General features: G+C 33.7%; 14 protein-coding genes. 4 read left to right on the plus strand and 10 right to left on the minus strand.

Annotated features, from left to right (window positions below):
• Positions 1-2,175 carry an acylase gene (locus Q0856_RS07945; RefSeq protein ID WP_298503982.1) on the minus strand — a complete coding sequence of 725 codons (2,175 nt, stop codon included), beginning with the start codon at positions 2,173-2,175 and terminating at the stop codon, positions 1-3.
• A gap of 222 nt (positions 2,176-2,397) precedes the next feature.
• Between Q0856_RS07945 and Q0856_RS07950 the strand changes: the two genes are divergently transcribed.
• On the plus strand, positions 2,398-4,134 hold the full coding sequence (locus tag Q0856_RS07950; RefSeq protein ID WP_298503985.1) for an ABC transporter ATP-binding protein: 1,737 nt from the start codon (positions 2,398-2,400) through the stop codon (positions 4,132-4,134).
• Positions 4,135-4,141: 7 nt separating this feature from the next.
• Here the strand turns inward: Q0856_RS07950 and Q0856_RS07955 are convergent, their stop codons facing one another.
• A complete protein-coding gene (locus Q0856_RS07955) occupies positions 4,142-4,807 on the minus strand; it encodes a hypothetical protein (protein ID WP_298503986.1) in 666 nt (221 codons plus the stop codon).
• On the minus strand, positions 4,762-5,238 hold the full coding sequence (locus tag Q0856_RS07960; RefSeq protein ID WP_298503988.1) for a GEVED domain-containing protein: 477 nt from the start codon (positions 5,236-5,238) through the stop codon (positions 4,762-4,764). Before Q0856_RS07960 ends, Q0856_RS07955 begins: the two co-directional genes overlap by 46 nt.
• A gap of 232 nt (positions 5,239-5,470) precedes the next feature.
• On the opposite strand from Q0856_RS07960, the gene Q0856_RS07965 reads away from it, so the two are divergent.
• Positions 5,471-6,238 carry a threonine/serine exporter family protein gene (locus Q0856_RS07965; RefSeq protein ID WP_298503990.1) on the plus strand — a complete coding sequence of 256 codons (768 nt, stop codon included), beginning with the start codon at positions 5,471-5,473 and terminating at the stop codon, positions 6,236-6,238.
• Complete coding sequence (locus Q0856_RS07970; RefSeq protein ID WP_298503993.1) at positions 6,235-6,723, plus strand: threonine/serine exporter family protein; 489 nt, start codon at positions 6,235-6,237, stop codon at positions 6,721-6,723. Before Q0856_RS07965 ends, Q0856_RS07970 begins: the two co-directional genes overlap by 4 nt.
• Before the next feature lie 24 nt (positions 6,724-6,747).
• Here the strand turns inward: Q0856_RS07970 and Q0856_RS07975 are convergent, their stop codons facing one another.
• The 3 genes from Q0856_RS07975 to Q0856_RS07985 form a co-directional block, all read right to left on the minus strand.
• Positions 6,748-7,803, minus strand: a complete 1,056-nt coding sequence (locus Q0856_RS07975; protein WP_298503996.1) for an NAD(P)/FAD-dependent oxidoreductase — start codon at positions 7,801-7,803, stop codon at positions 6,748-6,750.
• Between the two features lie 71 nt (positions 7,804-7,874).
• Positions 7,875-8,114, minus strand: a complete 240-nt coding sequence (locus Q0856_RS07980; RefSeq protein WP_298503998.1) for a NifU family protein — start codon at positions 8,112-8,114, stop codon at positions 7,875-7,877.
• Between the two features lie 4 nt (positions 8,115-8,118).
• A complete protein-coding gene (locus Q0856_RS07985; protein ID WP_298477455.1) occupies positions 8,119-9,261 on the minus strand; it encodes an Mrp/NBP35 family ATP-binding protein in 1,143 nt (380 codons plus the stop codon).
• A 228-nt stretch (positions 9,262-9,489) separates the two neighbouring features.
• Here Q0856_RS07985 and Q0856_RS07990 point away from each other — a divergent pair, with 228 nt between their 5' ends.
• Positions 9,490-10,176 (plus strand): Fic family protein, encoded by a 687-nt coding sequence (locus Q0856_RS07990; protein ID WP_298504044.1) that lies wholly within the window; start codon positions 9,490-9,492, stop codon positions 10,174-10,176.
• Between the two features lie 57 nt (positions 10,177-10,233).
• Here the strand turns inward: Q0856_RS07990 and Q0856_RS07995 are convergent, their stop codons facing one another.
• Genes Q0856_RS07995 through Q0856_RS08010 form a run of 4 tightly spaced genes read right to left on the minus strand, consistent with a single transcriptional unit; the run spans position 10,234 to position 16,674 of the window.
• Positions 10,234-10,896, minus strand: a complete 663-nt coding sequence (locus tag Q0856_RS07995; RefSeq protein ID WP_298504001.1) for an ABC transporter ATP-binding protein — start codon at positions 10,894-10,896, stop codon at positions 10,234-10,236.
• Positions 10,897-10,906: 10 nt separating this feature from the next.
• Complete coding sequence (locus Q0856_RS08000; protein WP_298504004.1) at positions 10,907-13,375, minus strand: ABC transporter permease; 2,469 nt, start codon at positions 13,373-13,375, stop codon at positions 10,907-10,909.
• Between the two features lie 13 nt (positions 13,376-13,388).
• The gene (locus tag Q0856_RS08005; RefSeq protein WP_298504006.1) at positions 13,389-15,824 is read right to left on the minus strand and encodes an FtsX-like permease family protein; all 2,436 of its coding nucleotides are present in this window, start codon (positions 15,822-15,824) and stop codon (positions 13,389-13,391) included.
• Positions 15,825-15,846: 22 nt separating this feature from the next.
• Positions 15,847-16,674 (minus strand): alpha/beta hydrolase-fold protein, encoded by an 828-nt coding sequence (locus Q0856_RS08010; protein WP_298504008.1) that lies wholly within the window; start codon positions 16,672-16,674, stop codon positions 15,847-15,849.
• Positions 16,675-16,683 lie beyond the last annotated feature (9 nt).

Raw genomic sequence — 16,683 nt, forward strand, 5'->3', positions numbered from 1 at the left:
CTACTCTCCTAATTTATATGTTCTTTTTGCATTCTTTAATACATCTTCCTTATAAAAAGAAACATCTTTAAATAGCACATTTACATAGCGTTGGGCTTGATCATTAAAATGTGGCGATTTTGGGTTACCACTTTGACCCCCAGCTAGCATACTTTTTGCTTTTACTTTCTCCCCAAATTCTACTACGGCAACAAAACTATTGCCACGAGTACCATATATTTTTTTTGTGTTATTATCATAACGTGCTCCGTAAGCAGCTAACGCTCCCCAACGACCTGAAGCAAAACCAACAGGAATGCTAGGTTTCTCATCATTAAATGGTTGGCGAATATCTCCAGTTAAACGCTGATAACGATTAACGTCTCCCCAAGGTATTTTCCATGTGCCAAAATCTGCTATTAATTTATCTAGGGCCAATTCAAACATTCGTAATCTTTCTTCTTTCGGAGATTCGTTTCCCCAATAAACAACTCTTTCCATAGGAGTCATACCTTTTTCATAGTTTCCCTCCTTATAATATTTAGTGCCATAAAAATGAGCTAGAGTCATAGCAACAGATTCTTTCCCAGTTTTAAAATCCCATTTCGCCAATACATCTATAGCTCCTTGTAATTTTGAGTTTCTATCGGGTCTTTTATAATACGCTTCTACTAATCCTGGAATCAGGGCTTTAAAAGCTGGCAAATAAGGGTCATGAGCTAATTCTATCAGTCCATCTATCGAAATATCTTTCTTTCCTTTTAAAAGATTAATGGCATGTACTCCACGGAAATTCTCCCTGTCTATAGACATATAATTTGGGTATACTTCTTTTTTAGGGCTAAATTCTAAAGCAGCTGTATATGGTGTAGAATTACAATTTTGCAACCATCCATTTTTAGGGTTTAATAATAGAATATTTTCATCTACTGTATGTAAGCCATTCCAATCGGTTTTAGGATTACTCCCATCCACAGGCTTTGTAAAATTAAATGTAGCATCCCGTTTTGGAATAAAATTCCCATGAAAATAAGCAATATTACCGGCTGCATCTGCATAGACTGTATTGTTACTAGAGTTTGTACGTATATCCATCATCTCGCGAAAACCCTTATAATCAGATTGCTTTGTTCTAATAAAAGATTGTTTCAAAGCATTAACGGGATTCCACATCATTGCCGATGCTGTCCACTGCCCATTAACTCTATGCGTAATTGGGCCATGATGGGTTTTATATTTTGGAAAAATATTTTCTTTTACGGCATTACCATCCTTATATTTTAAAACAATTTCAGATTCCTCTACTGGTCGTAATTCTTCGCCATACTTATACAAATAGGTCCCCTCTACTTTTATTATAGTTTCTAAATATTCATCCATCACATCGGTATAGGTAGAGGTATGCATCCAACCTGTTTTTTCATTAAATCCTTGATAAACAAAAAACTGCCCCCATGTTACAGCACCATAAGCGTTTAACCCCTCTTCACTAACCACATGTACTTCACCTCTAAAGAAAAAGGAAGTATGCGGATTAATAAGTAACATGGCATTACCCGATTTTGTTACATCTCCAGAGAGTGCAATCCCATTAGAACCTTGTGGTTCCGCCATTTCCTGTTTCTTATTTATTTCTAGCATTTCGGTTTCGGGTAACTCCATCCAACTATTATAAAAAGCTTCTATTTTTTTAGTAGAAATACGTTCTATATCTCCACCTATAGAACCTTCACTAAAATACATGGGCATCCATGGTTCAAATTTGGTAAGTAATTTCGGCTTTACTTCTGGGTGTTTGTGTAAATAATAATTAATACCGTCTGCAAAGGCATTGCATAGCTCTTTTAACCACATGGGGCTTTTCTCATAATTTGCTTTTGCTTCCTTAACGGTCATAAAAAGTTTAGCTCGTAAATCGCTATAAATTGCTTTTTCTCCTTCTACTTCTGCCAAACGACCAATAGCCCATATATAATTTTGTTCAACTCTATTAAAATCATCTTCGCATTGCGCATATAACAAACCAAAAACGGCATCTGCATCTGTTTTTCCATAAATATGAGGCACACCAAAATTATCTCTAATAATCGTTACATTTTCTGGATTTACCGTTTTACTAAAAAAATCTATATTCTTTTGGCTATCCGTTTTACATGAAAGAAAAATCAATAAAAATACTAACGAAACATATTTCATACTCCCTTACTTTATAGTCTTCGTGAAATTACTAGACTCTTATTTCAAATACTAATATTTACATGATAATCGAAATTAAAAATTATTTCAAAAAAATAGGTTCCTAATTAATCCCCTATAAGCTTTCCCGAGGTAGATTTCTTAAAATTTCTCTTCTATACAGCATAAAATTTAAAACTCAACTATTTTAAGTTACCTTGCGGACTATCTTAATTCTACACTATGTCTCATAAAAAAGTTAGCATTTATACTGCTTTTAAAACTATAATTTGGCCCCGAAGAAAACTTGTTTTTATAGGTTTAATATTGATTGTAATAAGTAAAGCTGCTAGTTTTGTTGCTCCGTTATCTCTTAAGTATTTAATGGATGATATTATCCCAAACAAGGATATTGATTTTTTAAAGCTTCTAGTAGGAGCTGTAATTCTTGCTATTACAGTACAAGCAATTACTTCTTTTTTGTTAACTAAAATATTAAGTATACAAGCACAGTATTTAATTTCGGAGCTTAGAGCACAGGTGCAAAAAAAAGTACTTTCTTTACCCATCCGCTTTTTTGATAATGCCAAATCTGGGGCATTAGTTTCTAGAATTATGAGTGATGTGGAAGGGGTACGTAATCTTATAGGAACAGGATTGGTACAACTTGTAGGAGGAACCATTACTGCCGTTGTTTCCTTAATTCTATTACTTAGAATTAGTGTAAGTATGACCTTATTTACTATAGTCCCCTTAGCCATATTTGCTGTAATTGCATTAAAAGCTTTTAAGGTTATACGCCCCGTATTTAGGGACCGGGGGAAAATAAATGCCCAAGTAAAAGGAAGATTAACAGAAACCTTAAGTGGCGTTCGTGTAATAAAGGGTTTTAATGCAGAAGCGCAAGAGAATAAAATTTTTGAGGAAGGGGTAGATAAACTATTTCAAAATGTAAAGAAAAGCTTAACAGCAACTGCATTTATGACTAGCGCTTCTACTTTTTTATTAGGAATTGCTACTACGGGAATAATGGGTATTGGCGGCTATAAAATTATGCAAGAAGACCTTAGTTTAGGTGATTTTTTAACGTTTACTTTTTTACTTGGATTAATGATTGCTCCAATTGTTCAAATGAGTAATATTGGCAGCCAATTAACCGAGGCTTTAGCCGGATTAGATCGCACAGAGGAATTAATGAATATGACTCCTGAATCTGATGAAGAAAACAGGAAAACTGTACTAGAGACAATTAAAGGAGATATTGTTTTTACTAATGTATCCTTTGCATACGAAGAAGGTAAAGAAGTATTACATAATATTAATTTTGATGTAAAACAGGGCAATGTAGTTGCTTTGGTAGGGAGTTCTGGTTCTGGAAAATCTACCATTGCAGGTCTGGCTTCCACTTTTCTTAATCCCGAATCCGGAACCATTACCGTAGATGGTAAAGACCTATCTAAAATAAACTTAAATAGTTTTAGACAACACTTAGGTGTAGTATTACAAGATGAATTTTTGTTTGAAGGAAGTATCCGTAATAATATTCTTTTTCCAAGGCCCAATGCTACTGAAGAAGAGTTACAAGAAGCGGTAAAAGCGGCTTATGTAAACGAATTTACGGATCGTTTTGATGAAGGATTAGAAACTTTAATAGGAGAACGAGGCGTAAAATTATCTGGAGGACAACGCCAACGTATTGCTATTGCAAGAGCAATATTAGCAAATCCTAAAATATTAATATTAGACGAAGCCACATCTAATTTAGATACCGAAAGTGAAGCTTTAATTCAAAAAAGTTTAGCAACCCTTACTGAAGGACGTACTACTTTTGTAATTGCGCATAGATTAAGTACTATTCGAAAAGCAAATCAAATTTTAGTAATTGAAAACGGACATATTGCGGAAAAAGGAACACATGATGAATTAATAGAAAAACAAGGAAGATATTATAACCTATTTACCTACCAAGCTAGGATATAGACTCAACTCAATTTTTGTTTACTCTATACGTTATACGTCTATTAGTAATTACAGACCTTACTCTTACAGTTAAAAGAGCAGCTACGGAGGTTACTAAAGGACAAGACACCAAAGAACTAGACGCTTGTACTCTGTATAAATAATTCGTTTTATCAATTTCTGCATTACTAATGGTAAGGTTTGCTGTTGTTGCTCCAGAATACCCAGCTCCATTAGATATATTAGAATAACTAGCTCCTCCATTAGTACTCACTTGCCATTGGTATGTATCTACATCATTTATGACAGTAGAAAAAGTTACAGTATCGCCCATAAAAATAGTTTGTGAATCTGGTTCCGTTAGTATTGTTGGATTTAAAACTGTTGTTGTAATTCCAGAGCTAAACGTATCGCACCCATTGGCATTATCTAAGGCTCTTACTGTAACTTCATCACCATTATTTAATGTCGTGGTTGTAAATGTAGCAGTTGCGGATTGTCCTTGTGCACTTATTCCGTTTACGTAAAACTCATACTCGTCTCCATCAGTAGCCGTAAACGTAACACTATCTCCACTACAAATAGTATTATCCAAATCGTTACTGGTTAATACGGGTTCTGGTGGCAAATTCACAGTAATCGTAAAATCTATAATATCTCCCCATGGCGTATACTCCCCGGTAAATTTGCGCAAGGGTCTGTTGTTGGCGTGTTATATACCAAATGCGCTCTACCATTATACATTGTAGCACTAGCTACAGTTGGCGCTACAACGGACAAGTCTACATTACAACCACCTGGGTTTACATAACTACAAGAATCATTAACGCTATATTCAAAAACCCCATCACAATCAAAATCGAAAAATAGAGTAATATATTCTATATCTCCTGTTGCTGCTTGGGTTGTAGTTCCGGGACCAACATGAATGGTAAATGTTCTTGTTTGTCCTGAACAAAAAACAGCACCTACAATAGAAGATGGGTCAATCTGCTCATATCCGTTATTAAATGCTCCTGGTGTACAAGGTGCGGGTCCAGGGCATTGGCCAAATAAGCATTCTCCTAATAAAAGAAACACCACTATTATCCCTAAAAAATGTCTTTGTTTTATACTCCGTTTCATTCTAAAAAAATCTTTTCTGCCTTTTTAAAAAAGGCAAAAGGAACCCTCTTAAAGATATGGCAGATTTGTGTTTTTTTAAATAAATAGTTGTGAATACCTAAATATTGTATATGAATTGCATTGTAGGTAATATCCTACTTACAAAAAACACCTATTTCGACTGATATTTTAACTCAAAATATTGACTTAGACATACTATTTTGGTACCTTTACTATACCTTATTCTTCCCAAATGAATACGCCAAAAAGTTTAGAAGAAATTTCAGATTTATTACTACAAATAGCTTCATTATTAATGATTTCTGGAGCAAATACAAATAGAGTTAATACCAGTATTTCGCGCTTTGCATCTGTCTTAAACTGCGAAGTATTCAATTTAACAAGTCAAAAAACTATTATACTTACTATTACGGATAATAACACAAAAAAAAGTTTTACCAGAGTAAAAAATATACCGCCTCATAAAATAGATTTCGCTATTATTTCTAGAATTAGTAATGCCAGTTGGAACGCGATTAGTGGTCAATGGACATTCCAAGAAATATCCGAAAAAATAGATTCTATAAAAGAGCAAAAAAAATATTCTAAGTATATTACGCTCATAGCAGTGAGTTTTTCCGGTGCTGGTTTTTGCAATATTTTTGGAGGAGATTACCTAAATATGTTAGTTGCATTTTTTAGCACATTGGTTGGGTTATTTGTTCTTCAATTTGCTCATAAAAAGCAATTTAATGGTTATATCAGTGTGTTTTTAGCATCTTTTATAGCATCGATGCTAGCCTGTACAGGTATAATTTATAATATAGGTACTAACCCCGAAGCTACCTTGGCGACCTCCATTTTATTTCTAGTCCCAGGTGTTGCGTTAATTAATTCTTTTACCGACCTATTAGATAAAAATGTAATAAATGGTATGGTGCGCTTTACTCATGGTGTAATGACTGTTTTATCTATGGCTCTTGGTCTTTTTTTGGCAATGTTAATATTTCAAATAAAATGATACCGACCTTACTAAACTTATTGGAAGTTGCTATTTGGTCTGGAATCGCCGCTGTTGGTTTTGCTATCCTTTTTAATATCCCTAGAAAAGCAATTATTACCGTATTCCTTTTAGCCCTTGGTGCCGGTTTTATAAAATTTGTCCTATTAGATTTTCATATCAATATAATACTAGCAAGCTTAACCGCGGCATCCTTTGTAGGGCTAGTTAGTATGCCTTTAGCACATAGAATTCATCTTCCTCCTGTAGTCTATTCTATACCTGCCGTAATACCCATGATTCCCGGCTATTTTGCTTACGAAACTGTTTTATCTATTATGTCTTTTATTTTTCTTGAAGTTGATGTGCCTAAAAGAACAGCTTTAATGCAAGATATATTCTCTAATGGATTTACGATGTTGTTTATATTAATTTCTTTAACTATTGGCGTATCGCTTCCTCTTTTACTTTTACGAAAAAACACTGTTAAAAAAATAAAACGCTAAATTTTATCAAAGGAATACTTAAAATTAATCTATTGCTTTTACAACAGATTTCGGAGCCTCTTTTTTACTACCATCAAAACCCGTAACACCACCAACTGTAGTATATTTCATGACATACTTTTTATCCGGGTAAATTCGTTGGTAAGCACTCTGACACATTAATGTGGCTTCATGAAAGCCACAAAGAATTAACTTCAGTTTTCCGGGGTATGTATTTACGTCTCCAATAGCGTAAATTCCAGGAATATTAGTCTGGTAGTCCAGTGTATTATCTACTTTTATGGCATTCTTTTCTATTTCTAACCCCCAATTACCTATTGGTCCTAGTTTAGGAGATAAACCAAACAAAGGGATAAAATCGTCTACTTTTAAAACTATCTCCTCTTCTTTATTTTTTCTTATCAGAACAGTCTCAAGCTTATCTTTACCCTCTAAACCAATTATTTCAGCAGGTGTTATAAGGTTAATTTTCCCTTGGTTCTTTAAATTTTGGACTTTTTCAACAGAATCTAACGCTCCTCTAAATTCATTTCTTCTATGTACTAAAGTTACTTCCGAAGCTATTTCCGCTAAAAATATACTCCAGTCTAAGGCAGAGTCTCCTCCTCCTGCAATTACAACCTTTCTATTTCTATATACTTCCGGGTCCTTAATCATATATGCAACCCCTTTATCTTCGTACTTCGATATATTGTCTAATAATGGTTTTCTAGGTTCAAAACTACCTAGCCCTCCTGCAATGGCAACGATAGGAGCATTATGCTGCGTTCCTTTATTTGTCGTTACAACAAAGGAATTGTCTTCTAACTTCTCTATAGTTTCTGCTCTCTCACCCAAGGTAAATCCCGGTTGAAAAGATTTTATTTGCTCCATCAAATTATCAACTAAATCACCCGCTAGTACTTCAGGAAATCCCGGAATATCATATATAGGTTTTTTAGGATAAATTTCGGAACATTGACCTCCCGGTTGTGGTAATGCATCAATTAAATGGCATTTTAATTTTAAAAGTCCTGCTTCAAAAACAGTAAAAAGACCCGTAGGTCCTGCACCAATTATTAAAATATCGGTTTTAATCATATAACAATTGCATTTTAAAAAATGTCAAATTTATACTTGTGATTTTTCTTGATTTTATGCTAATTACCCTTCTACGCTACGTTTATAACTTCTTCTATTTGAGGTACATACTTTTTTATAGTCATTTCCACGCCGCTTTTAAGCGTCATTTGATTAACACTACAGCCTACGCAAGCTCCCTCTAATTTTACTTTAACTGATTTATCATCATCAATGGAAATTAAAGATATATCTCCTCCATCACTTTGTAAAAAAGGTCGAATTTCTTCCAGTGCTTTCTCCACGTTTATTTTTACTTCTTCTGATGTCATATCCTTATTTTTTTACACTGCTACAACCTGCCATTGTTGTAATTTTTATTGCATCCGTCGGTGGTAAACTTTCGTTTCTATTTACAACTTCTTGAACTACATTTTTTGTTAATTCTTCAAAAGCAGCTTCGATTGCCGTCGCCGTTTGCATTGCTGCTGGTCTTCCAACATCCCCAGCTTCACGAATACTCTGTACCAAAGGTATTTCGCCTAAGAACGGTACTTTTAAGTCTTCTCCTAAATTTTTAGCCCCTTCTTTTCCAAAAATATAATATTTATTGTTTGGAAGTTCTTCAGGTGTAAAATAAGCCATATTTTCCACAATACCCAAAACTGGAACGTTTATAGAATCTTGTTGAAACATTGCCACGCCTTTTCTTGCATCTGCTAAGGCAACTTCTTGTGGCGTACTAACAATTACAGCTCCTGTTACTGGCATGGCTTGCATAATACTCAAATGTATATCTCCTGTGCCCGGTGGTAAATCTAAAAGTAGAAAATCTAGCTCTCCCCAATGGGCATCAAAAATCATTTGGTTCAACGCTTTTGCCGCCATAGGTCCTCTCCAGATCACAGCTTGGTTAGGTTGCGTAAAGAACCCTATAGATAGCATTTTAACCCCGTAATTCTCTACCGGTTTCATTTTGGATTTTCCATCTACATTCGTTGCAAGGGGTTTTTCATTCGCAACATCGAACATGATAGGCATGGATGGTCCATAAATATCGGCATCTAACAATCCTACTTTAAAACCCATTTTAGCTAAAGTAACCGCTAAATTAGCTGTTACAGTTGACTTACCTACACCTCCTTTACCAGAAGCAACTGCTATTATGTTTTGAATTCCAGGAAGTGGTTTCCCTTTTATTTCATTAGGCTTATTTGGTTTTGGAGTAGGTGCATCAACCTTTATATTGATTTTAATTTTTGCTTTTTCATAAACTTCTTTATGAATAACTTTTAAAATCTCTACCTCCGTTTTTTTTCTTGCTTGTAGGCTTGGGTTACCAATAGTTATATCTACTTCTACCTCATCTCCAAAAACTTGAATGTTTTTAACAGCACCACTTTCTACCATATTCTGTCCTTCACCAGGTACAGTAATCAACTCTAAGGCCTTAAGGATATCTTGCTTTTTCAACTTCATAATCAAACTTACTTTGTATTCATTCTAAACAACAAAGATAATGCTTAGGGGCGAGATGGTAAAGCTATTATATTGAAAAAGACTTGGTTGTAAAAAAAGTAATATATACATTTATTTCCTAATTATTTAAAAATTAATAGAGATTATCTTTATTGGGATAAAATTAAATACCTTCCATTTTTAGACTGGAAAGTCGAAGATGTATGGCTACAAATAAAATTTCATGAAATACACCGATTAGTTACCAAAAACACCTTGGAACCTGGTAATATTGGTGTATTTAGAACGTCCAATGATGTACATGTAATGAACGAAGTTACAGGAGAGATTGTTCACACTCCACCAAAATATAACGAGCTTCAAGAACTGATGCAATCTTTTTGTGATTTTTTCAATTCTAACCCAAAAGAAAACTTTATTCATCCCATAGTTAAAGCCTCTATTCTACACTTCTTAATAGGCTACATTCATCCTTTTATTGATGGTAATGGAAGAAGCGCCAGAGCTATCTTTTATTGGTATTTACTCAAAAACGGATATTGGTTAGCAGAATACCTTTCCATATCGCGTATTATAATGAAAACAAAAGTGCAATATGAAAAAGCATATATATACACAGAAATTGATGATATGGATGTCACTTATTTTATTCATTACCAAGTAAAAGTATTAACGCAAGCGTTTGAAGATTTAAAAAAACACATTGCCAAAAAGAAACGAAAGCACTTAACAAAAGTCAATCATATAAAGGGTATTAATGAACGCCAAGCACAAATTCTCTATTGGGTAGAAAAAGATGAAAATAGATTTTTTACTGTAAAAGAGATAGAAACTATTTACTCCATAACCAATCAGACAGCAAGAACAGATTTAGAGGAATTGGTACAACTACAATACTTAAAAGATTGCCATTAATAAAAAATCCTCTAATTATTGGAAAGGAGATAAGTTTAATAAAATATCATTTTAAACTTAAATACGTCTTCCGTCCAATAAATTTATTATTCGTGACCCATACGCCGCATTTTTCTCTGAGTGGGTTACTTGGATTATGGTAACACCATCATTATTTAATTGTTTAAATAGCTCCATAATTTCTTCCCCTTGTTTGGAGTTTAAGTTTCCTGTGGGTTCGTCAGCTAAAATTAATTTAGGGCTAGTAATTAAAGCTCTTGCAATACCAACTAATTGCTGTTGTCCTCCGCTGAGCTGAGACGGAAATAAATCCTTTTTTCCAACAATATTAAACCTATCTAAACTATCCGCTACTAACGCCTTACGTTCAGAGCTTGACGTTTTATTATAAAGTAATGGCATTTCAAGATTTTCCTTAACCGTAAGTTCATCTATTAAATGGTACGCCTGAAAAACAAAACCTATGTATTGTTTATATAGGTTTGCCCTATGCTTTTCTTTTAATGTGTGAACAGGTTCATCCATGAAATTATATTCACCTTCATTAAAACCATCCAACATACCTATTACATTAAGTAGGGTAGATTTTCCGGAACCTGACGGTCCCATTATTGATATAAATTCTCCCTCTTCAACTGAAAGGTTAATGTCTTTTAAAAGAAAAACACGTTGTCCTCCTGATTGTACCCACTTGAAAATATTATTTAACTGTAGTAACATATGTATTTTTTTATTCGTTTCGTAATGCATTAACTGGATTATTTTTAGCAGCTTTAAAACTTTGCCAACTAACCGTTAACAAGGCAATTGTAATTGCAACAACGCCAGCTAAAGCATAAATCCACCATGAAATTGAAGTTTTGTATGCAAAATTTTCCAACCACTTATCTATTGCATACCATGAAATAGGACAAGCAACGATGTAAGCTATTACAACCCATTTTATAAAATCGCGATTTAACATTACAATAATCTCATTGATTTTTGCTCCATTAACTTTTCTGACACCTATTTCTTTAATTCTCTTTTTAGTGTTAAATAAAGCTACTCCCAATAGCCCTAAACAAGAGATCAATAATGCTAAAAAAGTTGAAACACTCAATGTTTTATTAAACTTCTGATCTCTGCCATATTGTTTTTCAAAAGTGCTATCAGAAAAGTTAAATATAAATTCTTCTTTAGGATATAAATTCTCCCAAATTGCCGCTATCTGAGAAGTAATCTCGGTTATATTATTTGATGTAAGTTGCATTGAATAATACCCTACACCATGATCCCACTGCAAGTTTTGCATGTATATTGTAGGCTGCACCGTATTATGTAAAGAAACATGATGGTAGTTTTCCATCACCCCTTGAATTGCATAATTTTTATTGCCTATCACAATTACTTTTCCAATTGCTTTGTTTGGGTCTTTATATCCCATTTTTTCCATAGCAATTTTATTAATTAGCACCTCATCTGAATTCCATTTGCTTTGGTTTTTTAAATTTGATCCAGCAAGTAATTTTATGTCATAGGTATTTATATACCCTTCGTCTACGCTTATTTGATTAAAACTTGTTGCATAAGGTTCTGCCGAATTTATTTCTTTTACTTGATTGCTTTCGCGGTGCGGCATTTTTCCAGGAATACTTGAACTTACGGAAAAAGAATTTACGCCGCTAAGTGCTAAAACCTCATTTTTAAATGTCCGTAACTTATTTGGTATATCGGGGTGTTGATTCATTGTCATAGGAGTAAAGCTATAAATGGTTTTATTACCATTAAACCCTAACTCCTTATCCATCATAAAATTCATTTGTTTATAAATACCAAGAGTTGATACTATTAAAACAATTGTTATTACAAATTGTAATGTTACCGTTACCTTTTGACCCGTCCACTTTTGACGTATGCTGTTACTCCCTCCTTTTAACGCTCCAAAAATTCTATTTTTTACAATCGAAACAAATGGTATTGCTGCCGCCAATACTGTTATACCACCAGCTATTGCTAATACTATGAAAAGTGATGAATTACCTATTTGAGATAATCCTAACTGCGAAACTACAAGTCCGTGCGCCAATGGTATTGCAATAGCCAAAGCGAAAAAATTAAACACAAAACTCTCCATAAGCATTATTTGAAATATCTGAGCATGCTTAGAACCATTAAGCACTCTTATGGTAAAGCCTTTTAAGCTTTCAATAGCAGAAATTGTATTTAAATTGATAAAATTAATAATACACACTATGAGTACAACAGCAATAATTATATATAAAAAAAGTAGTTGTTTTTCATTGCCATTAGCCGAAATTTCATGCTCTAATTTAGATTTTAGATGAATATCTGCTACAGGTTGAAACAAAAAATTTATGTTAGAATCTTTCAAATTTTGAGGTAACGCCACTTTTTTTAGTAATGGTGTTACCATTGCTTTAATACTAGCAATGGAAGTTCCTTTTTTTAATTTAACATAACAATATGGACGATACTCTACAGGCGCACCCCATCTTCTAGTTTCATATGGCGTTGGCTGATTAAATTCATAATCTGGATTGTCAATCAGTACTTGAGCTCTATTATCAAAATTTTGCATATAATAGAAGAGTGTTTTGTAGGATCCAATCATATCAATTTTTATATGACTCTTGGCGGGTATATCTTCAAAAACGGCATCCACAACATACGTCCACCCCTCATTAACTGATATTTCTTTACCTAAAGGATTTTCATCTCCAAAAAGCTTTTTTGCAAAAGATTGCGAAATGGTAACACCATGAATGTTTTCTAACAATTCTTTGGACTCCGATTTCAAAATTTTTCTATCAAATACTTCAAAAAACGAAGGGTCACTCCAAGCAAAATCTACATCCTGTATTTTTTGATCTGGCCCATTAAAAACAGTCACTATATCTTTTCCAAAATTAACGTGAGAAACTACACCATGTATCTCCGCATCTAAAAGAGCCGAAGACCCTGAGAAATTTTTTGCAGACTTTAACTCTTCTCCCTCTTTATTGGTAACGTCTAAAGCAACCCTATAAATATTCTCAGCACTCCCCCAAAAAGTATCATAACTCTCTTCAAATTGAATTTTTTCTGCTAGAAAAAGAAAAACTGCATACCCTACGATTAACCCTAAAACTTTTGTTAGGGATAAAAATTTCTTACCTCCAAGACTTCTTAAAACTGTTTTTAGCACTTGACTATTCATGTTTTTCCATTTATTATTCCGTTCGTAAACTTTTTACAGGATTAACAATAGCTGCTCGTATACTTTGATAACTAACCGTAAGTATTGAAATGCCTACGGCCAACAATGCCGCCAATACAAACACCCACCAACCTATTTCTATTCGATACGAAAAATCTTCAAGCCATTTATGCATTGCGTACCAACCAATTGGTAATGAAACTACTATAGCAATACCTACCAATTTTAAAAAATCAGTTATAAGCGCAAACGTTATTTGACCCACACTTGCTCCTAACACTTTTCTAACTCCAATTTCTTTAGTTCGTTTTTCAGCGTTAAAAGCTGCTAAACCAAATAACCCTAAGCATGCAATTAATATAGATAGCATTGTAAACACAATAAATATGTTACTTAACCTTTGTTCATTTCGAAATGTATCGCTAAAAGAATCTTCCATGAAATAGTAATCAAAAGGTTGGCCGGGAGCAACAGTATTCCATACTTTTTCTACCCCAGCAATAGATTGCGCAAAATCTCCAGCCTCCAACTTTACTGCCATAGCACTAGCTCTAGCCCCCATATGAAGACTCAAAGCTTCAATACCTTCCCGTAAAGAGTTAAAATGAAAATCTTTTAACACTCCAATTATCGTATAGTACACAGGGTTTTCTTCTCCTACAATGGGAGCATATTTTTTGCCAAGTGCCTCATTTGGAGATAGCCCCATTATGGATAAAGCTCTTTCATTTACAAGAATTGCAGTAGAATCACTACTTCTACCGTTTTCAAAATCTCTACCTGCAATAAGTTCTAAACCAATAGTTGAAACATAATCTGCATCTACTCCCCAAAACTGCATACTCACGGTTTTTTCCGAATTGCCTCCATCTTCTTGAGGTGAAAAAGCGTTATCACCTCTAGTAGAAGGTGTTGGAAAATAGCTAGACAAACTGGTGTTTTTAACATAAGCTAACTGTTTTACTTGCTCCTTAAAAGAATTCATTTTAGACCCAGCATTATAAACATCATTAACAATTAAAACTTGGTCTTTAGAAAATCCTAAATCTTTATTCTGAATATATTTTAATTGTTGAAATACCACCAACGTACTTACAATTAAGAAAACTGAAATGGTAAATTGAAATACCACTAATGAGTTTCTAACTTTACCTCCTTCAACACTATTTTGACCTCCTCCTTTTAGTACTTTTACTGGAATAAATTTGGACATAAAAAAAGCAGGATAACTACCAGATAATAACGCTAAAACAATTGTTGCGATTACCAAAATTAGCCAAAAAACAGGATTTGTAAATGGTAACGAAATGTCTTTACCAGCAAGCGAATTAAAAGAAGGTAACACTATTACCACAATTAACATTGCGAGTACTAAAGATAAAAGTGAAATTAATCCAGACTCCGTTAAAAACTGCTTTATAAGCTCTATTTTATTGGAACCTAGTGTTTTTCTGACACCCACTTCTTTTGCCCTTTTTAACGAGTGAGCGGTAGACAAATTCATAAAATTAACGGCAGCCAAAACAATAAGAAAAATAGCAATAAATGATAGGATGTAAATGCTTTGAATATTATTATTTTGCGTTACCTCAGCAACCATGTTTGAATGAAGATGAATATCTTCAAGAGGCATGGTACTGAATATTAAATGATTTCCGTCCGCTTTAAATTGCTCCTCAGTAATACCTGGCATAAATCTTTGTACATTCGGAATTACATATTTTCCCAAAAAACCTTCAAGTTGTTCCTGCATATCTTCTGCATTTGCAGTAGGTATTAACTTTATAAATGTTTGGTAATTGTTACTCCCCCAATTCACAATTTTAGCATCCGCATAACCTTCCATAGACATGAAAACGGTGTATTCGCGTAAAAACGAATTCAAAGGTAAATCATCAATAACCCCTACAACAGTGTAAGTATTAGTATTATCTACTAAAACACTTTGTCCAAGAACATTGGTAGACCCAAAATGTTTTTCAGCTGATGATTTGGTTAAAATTAAAGTATTTGGTTCTTTAAGTGCGGTATTAGAATCTCCTGTTAACAAGTTAATTCCAAACATTTCAAAAAAGCTAGCATCGACATAGGTAGTCCTTTGCTCTTTGATATTTGCCTCAGTATCAAGTTTTCTAACAAGTAAACTTCCGTTAGTTCTAAAGCGAGTTGCCAATTCTACTTCAGAAAAATCATTTAATACCGCTTCTGCCATAGGTGCAGGAGAGACAGCAAAGACTCTTTCTTCACCAGCAAAATTAATGTCGTTATTAATTCTATGAATACGTTCTGAATCTGCGAACATTTTATCATAACTCAATTCATCATAAATATATAATGAAATAAGCAGCCCTCCTGCCATACCAACAGCTAATCCAAAGGTATTTATAAACGTAAAAAAGGGCTGCTTTCTTAGGTTTCTCCAGGCGATTTTAATATAAGTTTTAATCATGATTGTTCTATTTTTTAACATCTTAATAAACAAACTTTAAACCATCATAAACCGTTTTTAATAAAACACTTATGTGTGTTTCATTTTCATAGGCAACACTTTCCCATTTAAGATTTTTGGGGGCATTTGTCTTTAATACAGCATCCATAGTTTCAATTCCCATGTTTTTATAGGGATACCCCTTTCGTCCAGAGACAAACAGTTTTACATTTAAATTTGGTTTATTAGGTAATGACTCCTTTAGCTTTTTGGTAACATAGACTCCATCCCACCACAATGACGGATCTGTAGCTATATATGCATTAAATAAATTAGGTTCGGCTAGCATACTATATATCGTAAATGTACCTCCATGAGAATGTCCAAAAAGCGTGTTGCGTTTTGATGTAGCATACTTTTTATTGATATGTGGCATTAACTCTTCTTTTATAAACTTTAAATAGTTGTTTGCACCTCCAGATAAAGGGGAAGAACTAACATGCGTTGGCAGTAAATCTCTATTTCTCATTACTACTCCATCTACGAACTTATTATCTACACCTACAATAATACACCTTGGGACTTCTCCCCAATCCGATGCAATTCTATGTATTGGAGAAACAACATTTACAACCGTTTCACCATCTAATACATAAATAACATCATGTTTTTTACCTGAATTCGTATCGTAATCTATAGGTAGAATAACCCTGTAATTTCTATGTTCATTCAACACTTTAGAAAATAAAGAATCTACAAGTGGAGTGCTATTTTGTTGTGCTATTCCAATATGGGATACACACAATAAACAAAACGAAATAACATAAATAAGTTGTTGACATATTCGAGAAGCAGGTGTTTTCATATCCATTTTTAAATT

It is taken from the genome of uncultured Maribacter sp. (assembly GCF_947496775.1).
Lineage (GTDB): Bacteria > Bacteroidota > Bacteroidia > Flavobacteriales > Flavobacteriaceae > Maribacter_B.

Excerpts from the sequence above, each read along its gene's own strand:
- Q0856_RS07960 (WP_298503988.1), bottom strand. The coding sequence starts at position 5,238 with ATGAAACGGAGTATAAAACAAAGACATTTTTTAGGGATAATAGTGGTG.
- Q0856_RS07965 (WP_298503990.1), top strand. The coding sequence starts at position 5,471 with ATGAATACGCCAAAAAGTTTAGAAGAAATTTCAGATTTATTACTACAA.
- Q0856_RS07950 (WP_298503985.1), top strand. The coding sequence starts at position 2,398 with ATGTCTCATAAAAAAGTTAGCATTTATACTGCTTTTAAAACTATAATT.
- Q0856_RS08000 (WP_298504004.1), bottom strand. The coding sequence starts at position 13,375 with ATGAATAGTCAAGTGCTAAAAACAGTTTTAAGAAGTCTTGGAGGTAAG.
- Q0856_RS07985 (WP_298477455.1), bottom strand. The coding sequence starts at position 9,261 with ATGAAGTTGAAAAAGCAAGATATCCTTAAGGCCTTAGAGTTGATTACT.
- Q0856_RS07975 (WP_298503996.1), bottom strand. The coding sequence starts at position 7,803 with ATGATTAAAACCGATATTTTAATAATTGGTGCAGGACCTACGGGTCTT.
- Q0856_RS07970 (WP_298503993.1), top strand. The coding sequence starts at position 6,235 with ATGATACCGACCTTACTAAACTTATTGGAAGTTGCTATTTGGTCTGGA.
- Q0856_RS07995 (WP_298504001.1), bottom strand. The coding sequence starts at position 10,896 with ATGTTACTACAGTTAAATAATATTTTCAAGTGGGTACAATCAGGAGGA.
- Q0856_RS08005 (WP_298504006.1), bottom strand. The coding sequence starts at position 15,824 with ATGATTAAAACTTATATTAAAATCGCCTGGAGAAACCTAAGAAAGCAG.
- Q0856_RS07980 (WP_298503998.1), bottom strand. The coding sequence starts at position 8,114 with ATGACATCAGAAGAAGTAAAAATAAACGTGGAGAAAGCACTGGAAGAA.
- Q0856_RS07945 (WP_298503982.1), bottom strand. The coding sequence starts at position 2,175 with ATGAAATATGTTTCGTTAGTATTTTTATTGATTTTTCTTTCATGTAAA.
- Q0856_RS08010 (WP_298504008.1), bottom strand. The coding sequence starts at position 16,674 with ATGGATATGAAAACACCTGCTTCTCGAATATGTCAACAACTTATTTAT.